This window comes from Sphingosinicella ginsenosidimutans (genome assembly GCF_007995055.1).
GTDB lineage: Bacteria > Pseudomonadota > Alphaproteobacteria > Sphingomonadales > Sphingomonadaceae > Allosphingosinicella > Allosphingosinicella ginsenosidimutans.
Genome location: NZ_VOQQ01000001.1, coordinates 1976023 through 1996316, shown reverse-complemented (window position 1 = coordinate 1996316; position 20294 = coordinate 1976023). Strand labels below are relative to the sequence as shown.

Here is a 20294-nt window from a genome sequence, read left to right as displayed (position 1 = left end):
TCAAGGGGAAGACGTTGCGTGTCCGTCCTTCTTCTAGAGAAGATATTTGATCTGGATGACCTCGCGCATCGCGGCGCCGGTGACGGCGATGCGGCATTCCTCGAAGCGCGGCGGCCCCATGCGGATGCGCGGGTTGCGCGAAAAACCGAAGCCTTCGCGCGGGATACCGACGAAGGTGTTGAGCCGGCCATCGTCATTCTCGTCGTGGATGACCGAAACGGCGTAATCGCCGGGCGGGAGGCCGCGGAACAGCACGGAGCCCGCGTCGGCCGCACGGACGGTTCGGCTCACCATTCCCGGCGATCCCGTGCAATCAGGAAAGTGCGCCGGGCTGCGCGTGAGGCACAGTTCGATCGACCCCCTCATGTTCCTCAGCCCGTGGATCTGGACCTCCAGATCGGTCGCCCGCGCTGTCCCCGCAGCGAGCAGCAGCGCCGCGGCGCCGATCGAACGCGCCGAGGCCGCGATCCGTGCCGCACAGGCGATCCCAGAAACGGAAATAGAGGCCATAATTGCATCCATATTGCTGATGGTGGCGCTGATGGTGGGAGGCGGTGATGAGCCAGGCGCCGGCGCGCCCTTCGACCAATGGGCGCGGGAACATTTCCCAACCCATATGGTTCGTGACGCCCATCAGCGTCATGATCGCGAGCACGATGCCGAGCGCCGCGATGTGGATCGGGATGGCAAGGACGAGCGCTGGGATGACGACGGCGCCGGTCAGCGCCTCCCACGGATGGAAGCTCATCGCGGCCCAGGCCGTGGGCGGTCGGCTGGCGTGGTGGACGGCATGGGCGATGCGGAACAGCTTCGGCCGGTGCATCCAGCGGTGCGTCCAGTAGAACCAGGCGTCGTGCAGCGCGAGGTAGACCAGGATCGAAACCGGAAGCCACCAGATCGGATAATCGTTCACATCGGAATAGACCCGCGTCCAGCCGCGATTCTGCCATCCCCAGGCAAGCAGCCCGGCCGGGGCGCCATAGAGGAAGGCGCTGGCCAGCGACCAGGCGATCTCGCGCCGGATCTGGGTATCGAGCCCGCCGTAGAGGCCCGGAAACCGCGCGCGGGTGAGCAGCGCGAAACCGCCGCTGACCGCCAGATAGCGCAGCGCGACGATGATCGTCATCGCGGCGACCGACAGTGAGATGGCGAGCATCAGGTCCACACGGCTTCCCTACACGCGCGGTGGCGTTCCGCGAAGGCCTTGCGTAGGAGGGCGAGGTGACGCGGGACGGGCCATTGACGATCGCCGGCGGCGGCCTTGCCGGCTGCCTTGTCGCGCTGGCGCTCGCCAAGCTCAGGCCCGATGCCGACTTCGTGCTGGTCGAGCAGGGCGAGCGCTTCGGCGGCAATCATGTCTGGTCCTTCTTCGATGCTGACGTCGCGCCGGGCGATCGCTGGCTGGTCGAGCCGATGATCGCGGCAAGCTGGGACGGTTATGACGTCCGTTTTCCGGACCGGGCACGCACGCTCCCCACCCGCTACAACAGCACCCGGTCCGATCGTCTCGACGCGCTGGTGCGCGAGCGGCTCCGCCCCGACCAGTACCGGCTTGGCGAGGGCGTCGACGAAGCGCGGATCGATATCGACGCGCGCGGCGCCGCGAACCTCGACGCGCTCGATCTCGGCTGGCAGAAGTTCGTCGGCCGCGATCTCCGGCTCGCCGCGCCGCACGGCCTTGCCCGCCCGATCGTGATGGACGCTTGCGTCGATCAGACGGACGGCTATCGCTTCATCTACTGCCTGCCCTTCGCCGAGGACCGACTCCTGATCGAGGACACCTATTACAGCACCGATCCGACGCTGGACCGGGCGGCGCTCGCCGCGCGGATCGAGGCCTATGCCGACGCGCGCGGCTGGCGCATCGCCGCGGTGGAGGGCGAGGAAGCCGGCGTGCTCCCGGTCGCGATGGGCGGGGATTTCGACGCCTTCTGGCCCGAGACCGAAGGAGCGGCGCGGATCGGGCTGCGCGGCGGCTTCTTCCATCCGACCACCGGCTATTCGCTCCCGGATGCGGTGCGGATCGCGCTGCTGATCGCCCGCCAGCGCGATTTCGCCAGGCTGCCCCAGCTGCTCCGCGCCGAGGCGAAGCGGCTGTGGAAGGCGCGCGGATTCTACCGGCTGCTCGATCGGATGCTGTTCCGCGCCGCGCCGCCGGCCGATCGCTACAGGGTGCTCCAGCATTTCTACCGGCTCGATCCGCGCCTGATCGAGCGCTTCTACGCCGCCGGCTCAACCTTCGCGGACAAGGCGCGGATCCTTTCGGGCAAGCCGCCCGTGCCGCTGCTGCGCGCGCTGAAGGCCCTCGCATGACCAGGACCGCCGCCATCATCGGCGCCGGCTTCGGCGGCCTCGCGCTGGGCATCCGGCTCCAGTCCGCCGGGATCGACACGACCATCGTCGAGGCGCGCGACAAGCCGGGCGGCCGTGCCTATCACTGGGTGAAGGACGGCTATGTCTTCGATGCCGGCCCGACCGTCATCACCGATCCCGATTGCCTGAGAGAGCTGTGGGGCCTGACCGGCGCCGACATGCGCCGCGATGTCGAGCTGATGCCGGTCGCGCCCTTCTACCGGCTCTCATGGCCGGACGGGACGGTGTTCGACTATAGCAATGACGACGCCCGCCTCACCGAGCAGATCGCCGCGCTGAACCCCGACGATGTCGATGGCTATGCGAAGTTCCTTCGCTATTCGGCCGGCGTCTATCGCGAAGGCTATGAGAAGCTCGGCGCGGTCCCCTTCCTCGATTTCGCCGCGATGCTGAAGGCGGGGCCCAGCCTGATGCGCTATCAGGCCTGGCGATCGGTCTATTCGATCGTGTCGGGCTTCGTGAAGGACGAGCATCTGCGCGAGGCGCTGTCGTTCCACACCCTCCTCGTCGGCGGCAATCCGATGACGACGAGCTCGATCTACGCCCTGATCCACAAGCTGGAGCGCGATGGCGGGGTCTGGTTCGCGCGCGGCGGCACAAATGCGCTGGTGAAGGGCATGGTCGCGCATTTCGAGCGGATCGGCGGCACCTTGCGCCTCGCCGATCCGGTCGAGGAGATCTTCACCGGCGACGGCCGCGCAACGGGCCTGCTCACCAGAAGCGGCTGGCATGCCCAGTTCGACGCGATCGCCTCCAACGGCGATGTCGTCCATTCCTACGATCTCATTCGCGGGCACAGGCGGGGGGCGTCGGCGGCGGCGAAGCTGCGGCGCAAGCGCTTCTCCCCATCGCTCTTCGTCGTCCACTTCGGCGCGAAGGGCGACTATCCCGACATCAAGCACCACACGATCCTGTTCGGCCCGCGCTACAGGGGCCTGCTCGACGACATCTATGCGAAGGGGCGGCTCGCCGACGATCCGTCGCTCTATCTCCACCACCCCAGCATCACCGATCCGTCGATGGCGCCGATCGGCGATTCGACCTTCTACGCGCTCGCCCCGGTGCCGCATCTCGGCAAGCTCGATGTGGACTGGAGCATCGAGGGGCCGCGCTATCGCGACCGCATCCTCGAAATCGTGGAGCAGCGCGTCGCCCCGGGGCTGCGGCGCAACATCACCACCTGCTTCCACTATACGCCGGCGGACTTCGCCGGCGATCTCGGCGCGCATCTGGGGTCCGCCTTCAGCCTGGAACCGCTGCTGACCCAGAGCGCCTGGTTCCGCGTCCACAACCGTGACGATGTGATCCCGAACCTCTATTTCGTCGGCGCCGGCACCCATCCGGGCGCGGGCATCCCCGGGGTCGTCGGCAGCGCCAAGGCGACTGCAGGATTGATGATCGATGATCTCGGCCGCTGACACGCATTCCCCCGGCACCTTCGTCATTGGGACCCCGGCGCAAGCCGGGGGAAGCAATCCAGTGCGGCGGCCGGCGCGGGTAGATTGCTTCGTCGCTTCGCTCCCCGCAATGACGGTCCGATGATAGCCGATCGCGCTCCGGAAGCCGAAAGGGGATCGCTCGTCGCGGAGGCCGAGCGGATCATCCGCAACGGCTCCAAATCCTTCCGCTTCGCGAGCAATTTGTTCGATCAGCAGACGCGCGAGCGCGCCTGGCTGCTCTACAGCTGGTGCCGCGCCTGCGACGATCTGGCCGACGGGCAGACGCTCGGCCACGGCGCCGCCGCCCCCGCCGATCCGCAGCGGCGCATCGCCTTCATCCGCGAGACCACGAACCGCGCCCTCGCCGGCGAAGCGGTGGGGGTCGCCCCGTTCGATGCGCTCCGCGTGGTCGCGGCCGAATGCGCGATTCCCCGCCGTTTCATCGACGACCACCTCGCCGGCTTCGCGCTCGACGCCGATGGCTGGCGGCCGCAAGGCGAGGACGACCTCTTGCGCTATTGCTACCACGTCGCCGGCGCGGTCGGCTGCATGATGGCGGTGCTGATGGGGGTCACGCCGGACGACGAGGACACGCTCGACCGCGCCTCCGATCTCGGCCTCGCCTTCCAGCTCGCCAACATCGCCCGCGACATCGTCGAGGATCATGGCGTCGGCCGGGTCTATATCCCCGCCGAATGGGGCGCGGTGGATCCGGCGGATCGCGACCATCTCGCCCGCGTTGCCGAGCGGCTCGGCGCGCTGGTCGAGCGCTATGAAGCCTCGGCCCGTGTCGGGGCGGCACGCCTCCCCTTCCGCGCGCGCTGGGCGGTGCTGTCGGCGGCGAACATCTATGGCGGCATCGCCCGCAAGGTCGTCGCCCGCGGCCCGCATGCCTGGGACAGCCGCACCGTCGTCCACAAGCCGGAAAAGATCGTGCTGGTCGCCAACGCCCTGATGGAATGCGGCGATCGGCCGGCGCCGGTCGACCGCACCGGGCTTTGGACCCGGCCGCGCTAACGCCCCGCCGGCGCCCGAACTCCTGCCCGCTCCCGCCGCTTGAGCTCCGCCTTCAACTCCTCCGCGGGGGGCGCCCAGAGGAAGCCGAAGCTGACCGTCCCCGCCTTGGTCTCGACAGCGTGGTGGAGCCGGTGGGCCTGGACGATGCGCTTCATATAAGCCGATCGCGGCACGTAGCGGTGGGCCAGCCGCTTGTGGACGATGACGTCGTGAAAGCCGAAATAGATCGCGCCATAAGCGGCAATCCCGGCGCCAACCCAGATCGCCCATTCGCCCCAGCCGAGATCGACCCCGCCGAGGATCAGCAGGATCGACGGGATCGCGAAGATCACCGCGTAGAGATCGTTCGCCTCGAAGCGCCCCGTGCGCGCCCGATGATGGCTTTCGTGCAGGAACCAGCCCGGCCCGTGCATCACCCAGCGGTGCGCGACATAGGCGACGCCCTCCATGCCGATCACGGTGGCGAGGAACAGGGCGAGGCCGGTCAACCAGTGCATCGCGGCCCTATAGCGCGCCGCGCTGCGGATCGCTCGAATTTTCATGCCGCGACCGATCTTCAGGCCCGTCACGAAGCTGTCGCAAAAGCGAAACCGAACTGACCCGGCCCGTGGCTACGGCGCCCCTGAGCGGGCGAACCGTGGGGCGATGATCGTGACTGGCAGCCTGCGCCGCGGGGCCGGCGCGGCCAGTCACACCCTCCAGCATCGGCCGCGGGACGATCATCGAGGGAGTTCGACACCATGCGCTACCACCACCTGCTTCGCCGCCAGTTGCTTCTCGGCGGGGCGCTGCTCGCCTTCGCGCCAGCCGGCGTCCATGCGCAGGCCGCCGCCGACATGCCGGCCGTCACCGCCGAGCCGACCGAAGGCACCGGCGCTCCCGCCTCCGCCGCGCCGGCGGACGATTCGTCCGCCCAGAGCCTCGGCGAGGTGATCGTCACCGCGACCCGGCGCGAGACCAATTTGCAGGACACGCCGGTCGCGGTGAGCGTGCTCGATCCCCAGAGCGTCGCCGATCGCCACGTCCAGGCGCTCTATGATCTCGCCGACGGCGCCGTCCCGTCGCTTCGGGTCGCGACCTTCGAGGCGCGGCAGTCCGCGCTCACCATCGGCATCCGCGGCATCGTCCCCTTCGATCAGAACCAGACGGCGCGGGATTCGGGCGTGGGCGTCTATCTCGACGGCGTCTATCTCGGCCGTTCGCAGGGCCTCAACGCCGCCTTGTTCGACGTGGAGCGGATCGAGGTGCTGCGCGGGCCGCAGGGCACCTTGTTCGGCCGCAACACCGAGGGCGGCGCCTTGAGCATCGTCACCCGCCAGCCGACCGGCGAATTCGGCCTTCGCGCAAACGCCGGCATCGGCAATTACGGCAGCTATTCCGGGCAGGTCCACGTCGATCTTCCCGCCGTCGCCAATGTCGCGGTCAAGCTCGACGCCGTCGTCCAGCATCAGGATCCGACGGTGCTCAATCCGCTGGCCGGCCAGACCGGCTGGAATTTCTATCACCGCGTCGGCGGGCGCGTGCAGGCGCGCTGGACGCCCTTCCAGGGCTTCACCGCCGACTTCTCCTACGATCAGTCGAAGGACGAGAACACGCCCAATTACAGCCAGCTGGTCAATTACAATCCGCAGGGCCGCGTCGTCGGCGTCTATGATCCCACCACCAACCGTCTCGTTGCCCCGGGCAGCCCCGCCGGCGCCCCGGCCTGCACGGCCTGCATCGCGCCCTTGTCCCCGCTGGTCGTCGTCAGCGGCGATCATCGGATGCGCGTCGCCGATATCGGCGTGCCGCAGCAGCCGAGCGTCGATCGCACGCACGGCACCTCGGCCAACCTGCGCTACCAGATCTCCCCGGCGATCGAGCTGCGGTCGATCACCGCCTGGCGCGGCGTCACCACCGATCAGTGGGACAATTCCGGCGGCGCCCACCGAACGATCTTCGCGCCCAATGCGAATTTCAGCCGCTACAGCCTCTCGCACCTCGATCAGTCGCAGTTCAGCCAGGAATTCCAGGCGGTCGGCAGCTTCTCGCACATCGATTATGTGCTCGGCCTCTATTATTTCAACGAACATGCGCGCGAGCGCGCGGCGACGCCGTCGAGCAACCGATGGAATGCCGACGGCACCGGCTATACGATCAACAGCGAAACCGTTCCGGGCACGATCACCTCGGCCAACCAGGGCTGGGACCCGGCCGACTGGTTCGTTCAGCGCGACAGCAATGCGCGGGCGCGCAGCTATGCCGCTTATGGCCAGGCGACATGGACCCCGCCGGGGCTCGATCTCCTCCACCTCACCGTCGGCGGCCGCTATACCGACGACCGGCGCGACGGCACGCTGACCTTCGTCAACGGCCAGCCCGCGGCCTTCGAGTTCCATTTCCGCGGCAACCGCTTCGATCCGATGGCGACGATCGCGGCCGATGTCGCGCCGGGCGTCAATCTCTATGCCCGCTACGCCACCGGCTACCGCGCCGGCGGCGCGAACGATCGCTCGCAGACCTTCACCGCCTTCGGCCCCGAAGTGGTCAAATCCTATGAAATCGGCGCGAAGCTCGATCTGCTCGATCGCAGGGTCCGGCTCAATCTCGCCGGTTACATGATGGACCGCACCGGCACCCAGACCGATTTCGACAATGTCGACACCGATCCCAACAGCCCGACCTTCAACCTGCACACGGAAGAGACGCGCAACGCCCCCGGCACCTCGCGAATTCGCGGCCTCGAGGCGGATTTCACCGCGCGGATCACGCAGAACCTCACCATCGGCGCGTCCTACGCCTATACCTACACCCACGTGCCGGCGACGCCGAACCCGTTCCTCGGCAACATCCCCTTCCAGGTGTTCGTCGTCTATACGCCGAGGAATGCCGCGACCGGCTCGATCGACTGGAGTTCGCCGCTCGGCTTCGCGGACGCGTCGCTTCGCATCCACCTCGACGCCAATTACGCCGATCCGCAATACAGCTTCCAGAACGAGGCGGTGAAGACGGACTCGAGCTTCGTGGTGAACGGGCGGATCGCTCTTGCCGATGTGGCGATGGGGAACGGCGCGCGGATGACCTTTTCGCTGTGGAGCCGCAACCTGCTCAACGAAACGCACATCTACCGCCGCTCGGCCGCCAATGCCGCGATCCTCGGCGACTATGCCAATTTCAATCCGCCGCGGACGTACGGCATCGAGGCCAGCGTCGCCTTCTGACGATCCGCGATCAACCAGACGATCGATCGCCGGGCCGCGCCACGCGTTGCCCGGCGATCGTGCATCCGCCATTCGAGACAGGCCCTCAACCTTGCTGTCCAAGTGCCTCTTGACGCGGCGAAACGGCGAGATAGTTTAAGACTAAAGAACCGGGGGAAGGCGGAATGCGCATCGCTTGCCTCGGCGGGGGGCCCGCCGGGCTCTATTTCGCGATCTCGATGAAGCTGCGTGATGCGGCGCACGACGTGCACGTCTTCGAACGCAACCGGCCCGACGACACGTTCGGCTGGGGCGTCGTCTTCTCCGACCAGACGGTCGAGAACCTGATGGCGAACGATCCGGTCTCCGGCGCGGCGATCGCCTCCGAATTCGCGCATTGGGACGATATCGAGGTCCATATCCATGGCGAGACGATCCGCTCGTCCGGCCACGGCTTCATCGGCATCGGTCGCAAGCGCCTGCTCAACCTGCTCCAGGCGCGGGCGCGCGATCTCGGCGTGGCGCTGCATTTCGAACATGAAGCGAGCGCCGACCTCGACGACTGGGCCGGCTACGACCTCGTCATCGCCGCCGACGGGGCCAACAGCCGGATCCGCGACCGCTACGCCGAGCATTTCGACGTCGACGTCCAGGTTCGGCGCAACAAGTTCTTCTGGTTCGGGACGACGAAGGCGTTCGAGGCCTTCACCTTCGCCTTCGAGGAGACCGAAGCCGGCTGGGTCTGGGCGCACGCTTATCGCTTCGATGAGGGGATGAGCACTTTCATCGTCGAGATGGACCCGGACACCTGGACCGGGCTCGGGCTCGACCGGATGGACCAGCCCGAGGCGATCGCGCTCTGCGAACGCATCTTCGCCAAATATCTCGACGGTCACGCATTGATGTCAAACGCGACCCACCTGCCGGGGCCGCAGGCCTGGCTCAATTTCCGGCGGATCGTCTGCGACACCTGGCACTATCGCAATCTCATCCTGCTCGGCGATGCCGCGCACACCGCGCATTTCTCGATCGGATCGGGCACCAAGCTCGCGCTCGAGGATGCGATCAAGCTCGCCGAGGTGCTGAGCCGCCCGGGCCTCACCCGCGATGCCGCGCTCGCCGAATATCAGGCCGAGCGCAATCTCGAGGTGCTGAAGCTCCAGAACAGCGCGCGCAACTCCACCGAATGGTTTGAGACGCTCGACCGCTATCTGCATTTCGCGCCGATCCAGTTCGCATATTCGCTGCTCACCCGCTCCCAGCGGGTCAGCCACGAAAATCTGCGGCTGCGGGACAAGGCCTGGCTGGAGGGGGTCGAGCGCTGGTTCCAGTCCCAGGCGGCCGGCCATCCGGTGAACGAGCCGGCGCCGCCGATGTTCGCGCCGTTCCGGCTGCGCGCCATGGCGCTGGCGAACCGCGTCGTCGTCTCGCCGATGGCGACCTATTCGGCGACCGACGGCCTGCCGAACGATTTCCACCTCGTCCATTATGGCGCGCGGGCCGAAGGCGGCGCCGGCCTCCTTTACACCGAAATGACCTGCGTCTCGCCGGAAGGGCGGATCACGCCGGGCTGCGCCGGCATCTATGCGCCTGAGCATGTCGCCGCCTGGAAGCGGATCGTCGATTTCGTCCACGCGCGCAGCCGGGCAAAGTTCTGCCTCCAGCTTGGCCATTCGGGACCGAAGGGGTCCACCAAGGTCGGCTGGGAGGGCTATGACGTGCCGCTGGACAGCGGCAACTGGCCGGTCATGGCGGCCTCCGACGTGCCGTGGGGCCCGGACAACCAGATCCCCCGTCCGATGACTCGCGCCGACATGGACCGGGCGATCGCGCAGTTCGTCGCCTCGGTCCGCATGGGGCTCGAAGCCGGGTTCGACATGATCGAATTGCACGCCGCCCACGGCTATCTGCTCTCCAGCTTCATCACGCCGCTCACCAACAGGCGCACCGATGAATATGGCGGCAGCCTCGACAATCGCCTGCGCTTCCCGCTCCAGGTCTTCCGGGCGATGCGCGACGCCTGGCCGGAAGACCGGCCGATGTCCGTCCGCATCTCCGCCAATGACTGGATGGGCGATCGCGGCGTCACGCCGGACGAGGCGGTGGCGATCGGCCGCGCCTTTGCGGAGGCGGGCGCGGACCTCATCGACGTGTCCGCCGGCCAGACCTGGGCGGATTGCCAGCCGGTCTACGGCCGCATGTTCCAGACCCCCTTCGCCGATCAGATCCGCAATGAAGGGCGGCTCACGACGATGGCGGTGGGCAATATCTACGAGGCCGATCACGTGAATTCGATCCTCGCCGCCGGCCGCGCCGATCTGGTCGCGCTCGCCCGGCCGCACCTCATCGATCCGATGTGGACCCTGCGCGCCGCCGCGCAGCAGGATTATCGCCGCGTCGCCGTCCCGCCGCCCTATCTCGCCGGCATGGCTCAGCTCGCCCGCAACCTCGCGCGCGAGGCGGAGCTCAAGGCATGAGGCTCGCCGGCGCCCATGCGGTGGTGACCGGCGGCGGCACCGGCATCGGTGCCGCCATTGCCCGCACGCTCGCCGCCGAGGGCGCGAAGTTGACGCTGATCGGGCGGCGGCGGGAGAAGCTTGCGGAGGTCGCCCAGAGCATCCGCTTGTCCCAAGCCCAGAGCGACGCGGCGGGCGGCGTGGAAGGGCCCGGGGCGGACGAGGGGGTGGAGGTTTGCGCGGCCGACGTCACCGACCGCGCAGAGGCCGAGCGCGCCTTCGCGGCCGCGCGCGCAGCGAACGGGCCGATCACGATCCTCATCAACAATGCCGGCGCGGTCGAAAACGCCCCCTTCGCCCGCGTGACGGAGGACTCGTGGCGCGCGATGATGGCGGTCAATCTCGACGCGCTCTTCCATTGCTGCCAGGCGGCCTTTGACGACATCGTCGCCGCGCCGGCGGGGCGCATCGTCACCATCGCCTCGACCGCGGGGCTCCGGGGCTACAAATATAGCGCGGCCTATGTCGCGGCGAAGCATGGCGCCGTCGGCCTGATGCGCGCGCTCGCGCTCGAGCTTGCCGAGACCAACGCCACCGCCAATGCCGTCTGCCCCGGCTTCACCGACACCGATATCATCGCCGACGCCGTCGCCGCGATCGGCGCGAAGACCGGACGAGATGAGGAGACCGTCCGCGCCCGCTTCGCGAGCTTCAATCCGCAGGGCCGCCTCGTCACGCCGCAGCAAGTGGCGGATGCGGCGCTCTTCCTCTGCCTTCCCGGCAGCCAATCGATCACCGGACAGGCGCTTGCCGTTGCCGGGGGAGAAGTCATGTGAAGCATGTGGTGCCCATCCCGGAGAAGCACGAGGGCAAGCTTGGCGACAAATCGAGCGTTCGGGTCTGGCTGCGGCTTCTCTCCGTCACCCAGGCGATCGAGAAGGAATTGCAGCGCCGTTTCGCCGAGCGCGGCATGACCCTGCCCCGCTTCGATGTGCTCGCGGCGCTCGATCGCAATCCCGAGGGCATGACGATGGGCGCGCTCGCCGGGGCGCTGCTGGTCTCGAACGGCAACGTCACCCATCTGGCGAAGACCCTCGTTCGCGACGGGCTGATCGAGATGCGCCACCCGCCCGGCGATCGCCGCTCCTCCATCGTGACGCTGACCGAGGCGGGGCGCGAGCAGTTCCGCAAGCTCGCCCGCGCGCATAGCGAGTGGATCGATCAGATGCTGTCGGGGCTGGACTTCACCCAGCGCGAGCGGCTCTATGTCGCCTTGGGGACGATGAAGATGACGATCGCGCGCGCCTCGCAGCGGAGGGCGAAATGAACCCGGCCGGTTTCCGGCCGGCCCATTTCGGCTGGCGCTTCGAGGCCGGCGTCGCGACGGTGACGCTGAACCGGCCCGAACGGAAGAACCCGCTCACCTTCGATTCCTATGCCGAGCTTCGCGATGCGTTCCGCGCGCTGGTCTATGCGAAGGAGGTGAAGGCGGTGGTCGTCGCGGGCGCCGGCGGCAATTTCAGCTCCGGCGGCGACGTCCACGAGATCATCGGCCCGCTGACGGAGCGGGAAATGCCCGGCCTGCTCGAATTCACGCGGATGACCGGCGATCTGGTGAAGGCGATGCGCGCCTGCCCGCAGCCGATCGTCGCCGCGCTTCAGGGCGTCTGCGTCGGCGCGGGCGCGATCCTTGCCATGGCCTCGGACATCAGGATCGCCGCGCCGGATACGAAGACCGCCTTCCTCTTCACCCGCGTCGGCCTTGCCGGATGCGACATGGGCGCCTGTGCGATCCTTCCCCGCATCATCGGCCAGGGCCGCGCGTCCGAGCTGCTGTTCACCGGCCGTGTGATGACCGCCGAGGAGGGCGAGCGCTGGGGCTTCCACAACAGGCTCGCCGACGATCCCCTCGCCGAGGCCCGCGCGCTGGCCCGCACCCTCGCCGACGGCCCGACCTTCGCCCACGGCATTACCAAGGCGCAGCTGGGCACCGAATGGGCGGTAAGCCTCGAAACCGCGATCGAGATGGAGGCGCAGGCCCAGGCGATCTGCATGGCCACCAACGACTTCCGCCGCGCCTTCGAGGCCTTCGCTGCGAAACGGACGCCGGAGTTCGAGGGCGATTGATGGCGGACCGTTCCTTCCTCGAATGGCCCTTCTTCGACGATCACCATCGCCGTCTCGCCGAAGAGCTCGACGCCTGGTGCGCCGCGAACCTGACCGGCGAGCATGGCGCGGACGTGGACGACGCCTGTCGTGCGCTGGTGCGCCAACTCGGCGAGGCCGGGTGGCTTCGCTATTGCGTGCCGGCGGCTTATGGCGGCATCCACGAGCGGCTCGACGTGCGCTCGCTGGCGATCGTCCGCGAGACGCTGGCGCGGCATGACGGGCTCGCCGATTTCGTCTTCGCCATGCAGGGCCTCGGATCGGGGACGATCAGCCTGTTCGGCAACGAGGAGCAGAAGAGCTTCTACCTCCCCTCGGTCGCCGCGGGGCGCGAGATCGCCGCCTTCGCGCTCAGCGAACCCGATGCCGGATCGGACGTCGCCGCGCTCGAAACCACCTTCTGGCCGGACCGCGAGGGCCTGAACGTCAGGGGGACCAAGACCTTCATCTCGAACGGCGGGATCGCGGATTTCTATGTGGTTTTCGCGCGCGAGGAGGGGACGAGCGGCTCCGGAGGCATATCCGCCGTCGTCGTGCCGGGCGCGCGCATCGACGCCAGCGAACGGATCGAGGTCATCGCGCCGCACCCGCTGGCAACGCTGAGGATCGACACCTTCACCAGTCACGCGTCGCTGATCGGCGAGCGCGGGCGCGGATTCGCGCAGGCGATGGCGACGCTCGATTTCTTCCGCACCACCGTCGGCGCCGCCGCGCTCGGCTTCGCCCGCCGCGCGCTCGACGAGGCCACCGCGCGGGTCCGGGATCGAAGGCTTCGCGGCGCCGCGCTTGCCGACAATGCGGTGGTCCAGTCGATGCTCGCCGAAATGGCGCTCGACGTGGATGCCGCCGCGCTCCTCGTCTATCGCGCCGCCTGGATCCGCGATGTCCAGGATCGGCGCAACACGCGCGAGGCGGCGATGGCGAAACTCTTCGCGACCGACAGCGCCCAGCAGGTGATCGACAAGGCGGTCCAGCTGTTCGGCGGCCTCGGCGTGACCAAAGGCTGCATCGTCGAGCGCCTCTATCGCGAGATCCGGGCGCTTCGGATCTACGAGGGCGCATCGGAAGTGCAGAAGGTGGTGATCGCGCGCCATCATCTGGCGGAGGCGGCCCGGTGAAGGCCCTGCTTCCCCCCGGCTGGCCGCGCCCGAAAGGCTATGCCAACGGCATTTCGGCGCGCGGCCGCCTGATCGTCACGGCCGGCGTCGTCGGCTGGGACGAGCGCGAGCGGTTCGTCGCGACCGATCTTGCCGGACAGTTCCGGCAAGTGATCGTCAACACGCTCGCGATCCTTGGCGAGGACGGAGCCGGCCCCGAACATATCGTGCGGATGACGTGCTACGTGACCGATCTCGACGCCTATCGCGCCGGCCTGGCGGAGATCGGGGCCGCGTGGCGCGAATTGATCGGCCGCCACTTCCCGGCGATGGCGGTGGTCGGCGTCGCCGGGCTGGTCGAGCCGGCGGCATTGGTCGAGGTCGAAACGATGGCGGTGGTGCCCGAATGACTGGGTCGGCGCATGTCGATACCTTCGTGCGCGATCGCCTGCCGCCGCCGGACCAGCAGCCGGAATTCCTCTTCACCCTGCCGGAGCTTCGCTATCCGGAGCGCCTCAACGCGGCGGTCGAGCTGATTGACCGGCAGCCCACCCATGCGCTCGCGGTCCTCAACGATGCCGGCCGCTGGACCTATGGCGAGATGGCGGACCTTTCGGATCGCATCGCGCGCCTTCTGGTCGAGGAGGAAGGGCTGGTGCCCGGCAACCGCGTCTTCCTGCGCGGGCCCAACAATATGATGCTGTTCGCCTGCTGGCTCGGCGTGCTCAAGGCGGGCGGCGTGGTCGTGGCGACCATGCCCCTGCTCCGCCCCGGCGAGATCGCGACGATCCTCGAGCGCGCGCTGATCGATCATGCGATCGTCGATTCGCGCTTCCTGGAGGATTTCGAGGCCGCCGGCCGCAGCGGTTCGCTCCTGACCTATGACGGCGATGCCGGCACCGGCGCGCTGGAGCAGCGGCTGAAAGGGATCGCGCCGGGCTTCACCGCTTGTGCCACCCATCGCGACGATCCCGCCCTCATCGCCTTCACCTCGGGCACGACCGGCAACCCCAAGGGCTGCATCCACTATCACCGTGACATCCTCGCCAGCGCCGACAGCTTCGCGCGCCACATCCTGAAGCCCAATCCCGGCGATCGCTGGCTCTCGACCGCGCCGATCGCCTTCACTTTCGGCCTCGGGATGCAGCTCGTCTTCCCCTGGCGCTTCGGCGGGACGGCCGTGACGACCGAGACGCCGGGTCCAGGCCCGCTGCTCGACACGATCGCGCGGCATCGGGTGACGATGCTCGCCACCGCCCCGACCGCCTACAGGGCGATGCTCCCGCTGCTCGCGGATGCGGATATTTCGAGCCTTCGCACCTGCGTCTCGGCCGGCGAGCATCTGCCCGCCGCCACCTGGGAGGCGTGGCGCGATGCGACGGACCTTCGCGTCGTCGACGGCATCGGCGGTACCGAGATGATGCACATCTTCATCTCCGCCTCCGGCGACGACATCCGCCCCGGCGCGACCGGCAAGGCGGTACCCGGCTATGTCGCGCGCGTGCTCGACGCGGCGAACCGGCCGCTCCAGACCGGCACCGGGCGGCTCGCGATCAAGGGGCCGACCGGCTGCCGCTACCTCGATGATCCGCGCCAGTCGAACTATGTCGTCGATGGCTGGAACGTCACCGGCGACACCTATCGCGCCGACGAGGAGGGCTATTTCTGGTATCTCGCCCGCTCGGACGACATGATCGTCTCCTCGGGCTACAATATCGCCGCGCCGGAGGTGGAAAACGCCCTCCTGTCGCATCCGGCGGTGCAGGAATGCGCGGTGATCGGCGCGCCCTGCCCGGAGCGCGGACAGAAGGTGAAGGCCTTCATCGTCCTCGCCCCCGCCTACGCGCCCGGACCGGACCTTGTCCGCCTCCTGCAGGACCACGCCAAGGCGACCATCGCCCCTTACAAATATCCGCGCGAGATCGTCTTTCTCGACGCCCTCCCCAAGACCGCGACCGGCAAGCTCCAGAGGTTCGCGCTGCGGGACGCGGGCGACGCCCTCTCCCGTCATTCCCGCGAAAGCGGGAATCCAGCTTCTTTCTGACGCTTTCGCGGGAATGACGACAAGGGCCGGGGAAACCGCTCCTTCGCATACCGGACTTTATCCGGGGTCATCCAGTTGCCTCCTCTACGCCCCTATCCCCACATAGCCCGGCGTCGCCGCCACGCGATCCAGCCAGGCGCGGATATTGGCATAAGGGGCGAGGGTGAGATCGCCCTCTTCGGCCACATGGGTGTAGGCGTAGAGCGCGATGTCGGCGAGCGTCAGCCGGTCGGCCACGAAGAACCGGCGGCCCGCCAGATGACCGTCCATCACCTTCAGCGCCGCTTCCGCCTGCGCGCGGCGCATCGGGATTTGCGCCTTCTGCTCCTCGCTCAGCCGATCGGCGATGAACGCGACCCAGAATCGCATCGTCGCGACATAGGGTTCGTGGCTGTACTGCTCGAAGCACATCCAGCGCAGCATGTCCGCGCGGTCGAACCGGTCGTCGGGGATCAGGGCTGAACCTTCGGCGAGATAGAAGCAGGCGGCGTTGCTTTCGGGGAGGAAGCGATCGCCGATCTGGAGCGTCGGGATACGCCCGTTCGCATTGACGTTGGCGAGAAATTCCGGCGTCCGCGTCTCGCCCTTCAGGATGTCATATTCGCGCCGCTCGATCTTCAGCCCGAGCAGGGCCGCGGTCAGGCGGATCTTGTAGCAATTTCCCGACGCGGCATATTCGTGGAGGACAAGCCGTTCCATCATCTCACCTCCAGCACGATCTTGCCGACATGGTCGCCCGCATCCATGCGGCGATGCGCCTCGGCGGCGTCGGCGAGGGGGAAAACGGAATCGATCACCGGCTTCAATTCCCCCGCCTCGACGAACGGCCACACGACGCGGCGCAATTCCTCCGCCACCAGCGATTTGAAGGTGACGGAGCGCGGGCGCAGCGTCGATCCGGTGAGGACCAGCCGGCGCTGCATCAGCCTGGCGATATTGATTTCGGCCTTCGTGCCGCCCTGCACCGCGATCGAGACGTGGCGGCCATCCTCGACCAGGCAGTCCATATTGCGCGGCAGATAATCGCCGCCGACCATGTCGAGCACGATGTCGACTCCGTGCCCGTCCGTCAGCCGCTTCGTCTCCGCGACGAAATCCGCCGTCCTGTAGTTGATCGCGTGCGCCGCCCCCAACGCCTCGGCGCGCGCGCATTTCTCGTCGGTGCCGCAGGTGACGATGATCTTCACGTCGAACAATCGGCCGAGCGCGATCGCCATCGTCCCGATCCCGCTGGTGCCGCCATGGACGAGCGCCGTCTCGCCGTCGCGGGCATAGGCCCGTTCGAACAGGTTCGACCACACCGTGAAGAGGGTTTCCGGGATCGCCGCCGCCTCGACCATCGTCAGCGCATCCGGCACCGGCAGGCACTGGCCCGCGGGCGCGATCGCATATTCGGCATAGCCGCCGCCCGCGACGAGGGCGCAGACCCGATCGCCGGGGCCGAACGCCGCGCCCTCGCCCGCCGCGACGACCGTCCCCGCCACTTCCAGCCCAGGGACGGACGGCGCGCCTGGCGGCGGAGGATAGGCGCCCTTGCGCTGGAGCACGTCCGGCCGGTTCACCCCCGCCGCGGCGACCGCGATCAGCACCTCACCAGGCCCGGGACGCGGCACCGCGCGGCGCACCGGCGCCAGCACCTCGGGCCCGCCCGCCACGGCCGGATCGATCGCAGTCATCTCCTCCGGCACAGCGGTCATGTTTTCCCTGATTCGTGATGAATTTGCGGGCGGTTTATTGACAGCGCGGCGACTTGGGTCAACGCTCTGCGGATGGACCTCGACGAGCTCTTCCCAGACCGGCCGGACGATCCGCTCGTCCTGCTCGGCAAGCAGGACCTCGATCCCCTCTCGGTGCACGAGCTTGAGGCGCGGATCGCATTGCTCGAGGCGGAGATCGCCCGGGTGAAGGCGAAGCTCGCGAACGCGGTTAACTTCCGCGCAAGCGCCGACGAGCTATTCAGGAAATGAGCGAAGGCCCGGCCGCGAACCGGGTTTTCCCCAGATGTTTCGGGGCGGCGGCTTGATGAACGCCGTGCGAGGCCCGACATTGGGGACAAGCGGCCCGCGAACGGATCGCGCGGCCACAGGAGTTGAAGATGCCATCTTTCGCCCGTGAGCTCGAACAGACGCTCCACAACGCCCTCGCCGAGGCGAGCGGCCGTCACCACGAATATGCGACGCTCGAACATTTGCTGCTCGCGCTGACCGAGGACGTCCATGCCGGGCGCGTCATGGAAGCGTGCGGCGTCAATCTTGGCGAGCTGAAGGACCAGGTCCGCCACTATCTCGACAATGATCTGGAGGCGCTGAAGGTCGGCAGCGACACCGATCCCTCGCCGACCAGCGGCTTCCAGCGCGTCGTCCAGCGCGCGATCCTCCACGTCCAGTCGTCGGGCCGCGACGAGGTCACCGGCGCCAATGTGCTGGTCGCGCTCTTTTCGGAGCGCGAGAGCTATGCCGTCTATTTCCTGCAGCAGCAGGATATGAGCCGGCTCGATGCCGTCACCTATATCAGCCACGGCGTCGGCAAGGGCGACACAGCCTCCCAGCCGGTCGAGACCAAGGGCGCGGAGGAGACGAAGGCGGACGACGGCAAGAAGAAGCCCGAATCCGCGCTCAAGCAGTTCACCGTCAATCTCAACGAAAAGGCCAAGGAAGGCCGTGTCGATCCGCTGATCGGGCGCGGGCCGGAGGTCGACCGCACCGTCCAGATCCTCTGCCGCCGTTCGAAGAACAATCCGCTCTATGTGGGCGATCCGGGCGTGGGCAAGACCGCGATCGCGGAAGGGCTGGCGCGCAAGATCGTCGAGGGCGACGTGCCCGACGTGCTGAAGCCCGCCGTCATCTATTCGCTCGACATGGGCGCGCTGCTCGCCGGCACCCGCTATCGCGGCGATTTCGAGGAGCGGCTGAAGGCGGTCGTCAGCGAGCTTGAGAAGCTGCCCCACGCCATCCTGTTCATCGACGAGATCCACACCGTGATCGGCGCCGGCGCGACCTCCGGCGGCGCGATGGATGCGTCGAACCTCCTGAAGCCGGCGCTTTCGGGCGGCACGATCCGCTGCATCGGATCGACGACCTACAAGGAGTTCCGCAACCATTTCGAGAAGGACCGGGCGCTGCTCCGGCGCTTCCAGAAGATCGACGTGAACGAGCCGACGATCGAGGATACGGTGAAGATCCTCGCCGGGCTCCGCTCCGCCTTCGAAGAGCATCACGGCGTCAAATATACGCCCGATGCGATCAAGGCGGCGGTGGACCTGTCCGCGCGCTACATCAACGACCGCAAGCTGCCCGACAAGGCGATCGACGTGATCGACGAGGTCGGCGCGATGCAGATGCTGGTCGTGCCGTCCAAGCGCAAGAAGACGATCACCACCAAGGAGATCGAGGCCGTCATCTCGACCATGGCCCGCATCCCGGCGAAGAGCGTCTCGTCGGACGACAAGAAGGCGCTGGAGCATCTGGACCGCGATCTGAAGCGCGTCGTCTTCGGCCAGGATCGGGCGATCGAGGTGCTTTCGTCGGCGATCAAGCTGTCGCGCGCCGGGCTTCGCGATCCCGACAAGCCGATCGGCAACTATCTCTTCTCCGGCCCCACCGGCGTCGGCAAGACCGAGGTCGCGCGCCAGCTCGCCTCGATCATGGGCATCCCGCTCCAGCGTTTCGACATGTCGGAATATATGGAGCGCCATTCGGTGAGCCGCCTCATCGGCGCGCCGCCGGGCTATGTCGGCTATGATCAGGGCGGTCTCTTGACCGACGCGGTCGATCAGCATCCGCACAGCGTTCTGCTGCTCGACGAGATCGAGAAGGCTCATCCGGACCTGTTCAACATCCTCCTGCAGGTGATGGACAACGGCAAGCTCACCGATCACCACGGCAAGACGGTCGATTTCAGGAACATCATCCTGATCATGACCACCAATGCCGGCGCGTCCGACATGGCGAGCGAGGGCATCGGCTTCGGCAATGTTTCGAAGGAAGATGCCAGCGAGGAAGCGGTGAAGCGGATGTTCTCGCCGGAATTCCGCAACCGGTTGGATGCGATCGTGCCCTTCGGCTACCTGCCGACCGAGGTCGTCGCCCGGGTGGTCGACAAGTTCATCCTGCAGCTGGAGCTCCAGCTCGCCGATCGCAACGTCCATATCGAGCTGGACGACGAGGCGCGCGAATGGCTCACGGCGCGCGGCTATGACAAGCTCTATGGCGCGCGGCCGATGGGCCGGCTCGTCCAGGAGAAGATCAAGCAGCCGCTGGCCGAGGAGCTCCTGTTCGGCAAGCTCGTCCATGGCGGCGAGGTGAAGGTGCGGATCAAGGATGGCGCCCCCGCCTTCGAGATCACGGCCGCCCCGCCCAAGGCCTCCAAGGGCCGCAAGAAGGCGGCCGCGAAGAAGCCGAAGGAACAGGACCAGAGCGAACCGCAGGCCTGACGAACCAGGGCCCTCCCCGACCGGGAGGGCCCTTTTTTTGCCGCGCCGGCCTTCGACGGGAAGCGAGTCGACTGGCCGATGCCTCCTCGCC

At 67.7% G+C, this 20294-nt stretch carries 18 protein-coding genes; 13 read left to right on the top strand and 5 right to left on the bottom strand.

Annotated elements, in window-relative coordinates:
* Positions 1-33: 33 nt before the first annotated feature.
* Positions 34-366: a DUF2141 domain-containing protein gene (locus tag FRZ32_RS15440; RefSeq protein ID WP_243445255.1), complete on the bottom strand. Its 333-nt coding sequence runs from the start codon at positions 364-366 to the stop codon at positions 34-36.
* Positions 314-1159 (bottom strand): sterol desaturase family protein, encoded by an 846-nt coding sequence (locus FRZ32_RS10065; RefSeq protein WP_147044420.1) that lies wholly within the window; start codon positions 1157-1159, stop codon positions 314-316. The genes FRZ32_RS15440 and FRZ32_RS10065 overlap by 53 nt, the downstream gene beginning before the upstream one ends.
* A gap of 62 nt (positions 1160-1221) precedes the next feature.
* Between FRZ32_RS10065 and crtY the strand changes: the two genes are divergently transcribed.
* The 3 genes from crtY to FRZ32_RS10050 all read left to right on the top strand — a co-directional run bounded on the left by crtY (position 1222) and on the right by FRZ32_RS10050 (position 4829).
* Positions 1222-2313, top strand: coding sequence for a lycopene beta-cyclase CrtY (crtY, locus tag FRZ32_RS10060; protein ID WP_147043378.1), 1092 nt, complete (start codon positions 1222-1224; stop codon positions 2311-2313).
* Positions 2310-3791 (top strand): phytoene desaturase, encoded by a 1482-nt coding sequence (locus FRZ32_RS10055; RefSeq protein WP_147043377.1) that lies wholly within the window; start codon positions 2310-2312, stop codon positions 3789-3791. The genes crtY and FRZ32_RS10055 overlap by 4 nt, the downstream gene beginning before the upstream one ends.
* Before the next feature lie 120 nt (positions 3792-3911).
* Positions 3912-4829 carry a phytoene/squalene synthase family protein gene (locus FRZ32_RS10050; protein WP_147043376.1) on the top strand — a complete coding sequence of 306 codons (918 nt, stop codon included), beginning with the start codon at positions 3912-3914 and terminating at the stop codon, positions 4827-4829.
* Here the strand turns inward: FRZ32_RS10050 and FRZ32_RS10045 are convergent.
* Complete coding sequence (locus FRZ32_RS10045; RefSeq protein WP_147043375.1) at positions 4826-5326, bottom strand: sterol desaturase family protein; 501 nt, start codon at positions 5324-5326, stop codon at positions 4826-4828. The genes FRZ32_RS10050 and FRZ32_RS10045 overlap by 4 nt on opposite strands.
* A 243-nt stretch (positions 5327-5569) precedes the next feature.
* On the opposite strand from FRZ32_RS10045, the gene FRZ32_RS10040 reads away from it, so the two are divergent.
* The 8 genes from FRZ32_RS10040 (at position 5570) to FRZ32_RS10005 (ending at position 15771) form a co-directional block, all read left to right on the top strand.
* The gene (locus tag FRZ32_RS10040; protein ID WP_147043374.1) at positions 5570-8029 is read left to right on the top strand and encodes a TonB-dependent receptor; all 2460 of its coding nucleotides are present in this window, start codon (positions 5570-5572) and stop codon (positions 8027-8029) included.
* A gap of 164 nt (positions 8030-8193) precedes the next feature.
* Positions 8194-10485, top strand: coding sequence for a bifunctional salicylyl-CoA 5-hydroxylase/oxidoreductase (locus FRZ32_RS10035; RefSeq protein WP_147043373.1), 2292 nt, complete (start codon positions 8194-8196; stop codon positions 10483-10485).
* Complete coding sequence (locus tag FRZ32_RS10030) at positions 10482-11300, top strand: SDR family NAD(P)-dependent oxidoreductase (RefSeq protein WP_147043372.1); 819 nt, start codon at positions 10482-10484, stop codon at positions 11298-11300. The genes FRZ32_RS10035 and FRZ32_RS10030 overlap by 4 nt, the downstream gene beginning before the upstream one ends.
* Complete coding sequence (locus FRZ32_RS10025) at positions 11297-11791, top strand: MarR family winged helix-turn-helix transcriptional regulator (RefSeq protein WP_205008256.1); 495 nt, start codon at positions 11297-11299, stop codon at positions 11789-11791. The genes FRZ32_RS10030 and FRZ32_RS10025 overlap by 4 nt, the downstream gene beginning before the upstream one ends.
* Positions 11788-12591: an enoyl-CoA hydratase family protein gene (locus FRZ32_RS10020; RefSeq protein WP_147043371.1), complete on the top strand. Its 804-nt coding sequence runs from the start codon at positions 11788-11790 to the stop codon at positions 12589-12591. The genes FRZ32_RS10025 and FRZ32_RS10020 overlap by 4 nt, the downstream gene beginning before the upstream one ends.
* On the top strand, positions 12591-13748 hold the full coding sequence (locus FRZ32_RS10015) for an acyl-CoA dehydrogenase family protein (RefSeq protein ID WP_147043370.1): 1158 nt from the start codon (positions 12591-12593) through the stop codon (positions 13746-13748). Before FRZ32_RS10020 ends, FRZ32_RS10015 begins: the two co-directional genes overlap by 1 nt.
* Positions 13745-14137, top strand: a complete 393-nt coding sequence (locus FRZ32_RS10010) for a RidA family protein (protein WP_147043369.1) — start codon at positions 13745-13747, stop codon at positions 14135-14137. Before FRZ32_RS10015 ends, FRZ32_RS10010 begins: the two co-directional genes overlap by 4 nt.
* A complete protein-coding gene (locus FRZ32_RS10005; protein ID WP_147043368.1) occupies positions 14134-15771 on the top strand; it encodes an AMP-binding protein in 1638 nt (545 codons plus the stop codon). The genes FRZ32_RS10010 and FRZ32_RS10005 overlap by 4 nt, the downstream gene beginning before the upstream one ends.
* Positions 15772-15855: 84 nt before the next feature.
* Here the strand turns inward: FRZ32_RS10005 and FRZ32_RS10000 are convergent, their stop codons facing one another.
* Together FRZ32_RS10000 and FRZ32_RS09995 are read right to left on the bottom strand one after the other, a co-directional pair.
* Positions 15856-16473, bottom strand: a complete 618-nt coding sequence (locus tag FRZ32_RS10000) for a glutathione S-transferase family protein (RefSeq protein ID WP_147043367.1) — start codon at positions 16471-16473, stop codon at positions 15856-15858.
* Entirely contained in the window at positions 16470-17468 is a 999-nt protein-coding gene (locus FRZ32_RS09995) for an NAD(P)H-quinone oxidoreductase (protein WP_147043366.1), read from the bottom strand. The genes FRZ32_RS10000 and FRZ32_RS09995 overlap by 4 nt, the downstream gene beginning before the upstream one ends.
* Before the next feature lie 72 nt (positions 17469-17540).
* Here FRZ32_RS09995 and FRZ32_RS09990 point away from each other — a divergent pair, with 72 nt between their 5' ends.
* A complete protein-coding gene (locus FRZ32_RS09990) occupies positions 17541-17738 on the top strand; it encodes a DUF1192 domain-containing protein (RefSeq protein ID WP_147043365.1) in 198 nt (65 codons plus the stop codon).
* 128 nt (positions 17739-17866) lie between these two features.
* Complete coding sequence (gene clpA / locus FRZ32_RS09985) at positions 17867-20203, top strand: ATP-dependent Clp protease ATP-binding subunit ClpA (RefSeq protein WP_147043364.1); 2337 nt, start codon at positions 17867-17869, stop codon at positions 20201-20203.
* Positions 20204-20294 lie beyond the last annotated feature (91 nt).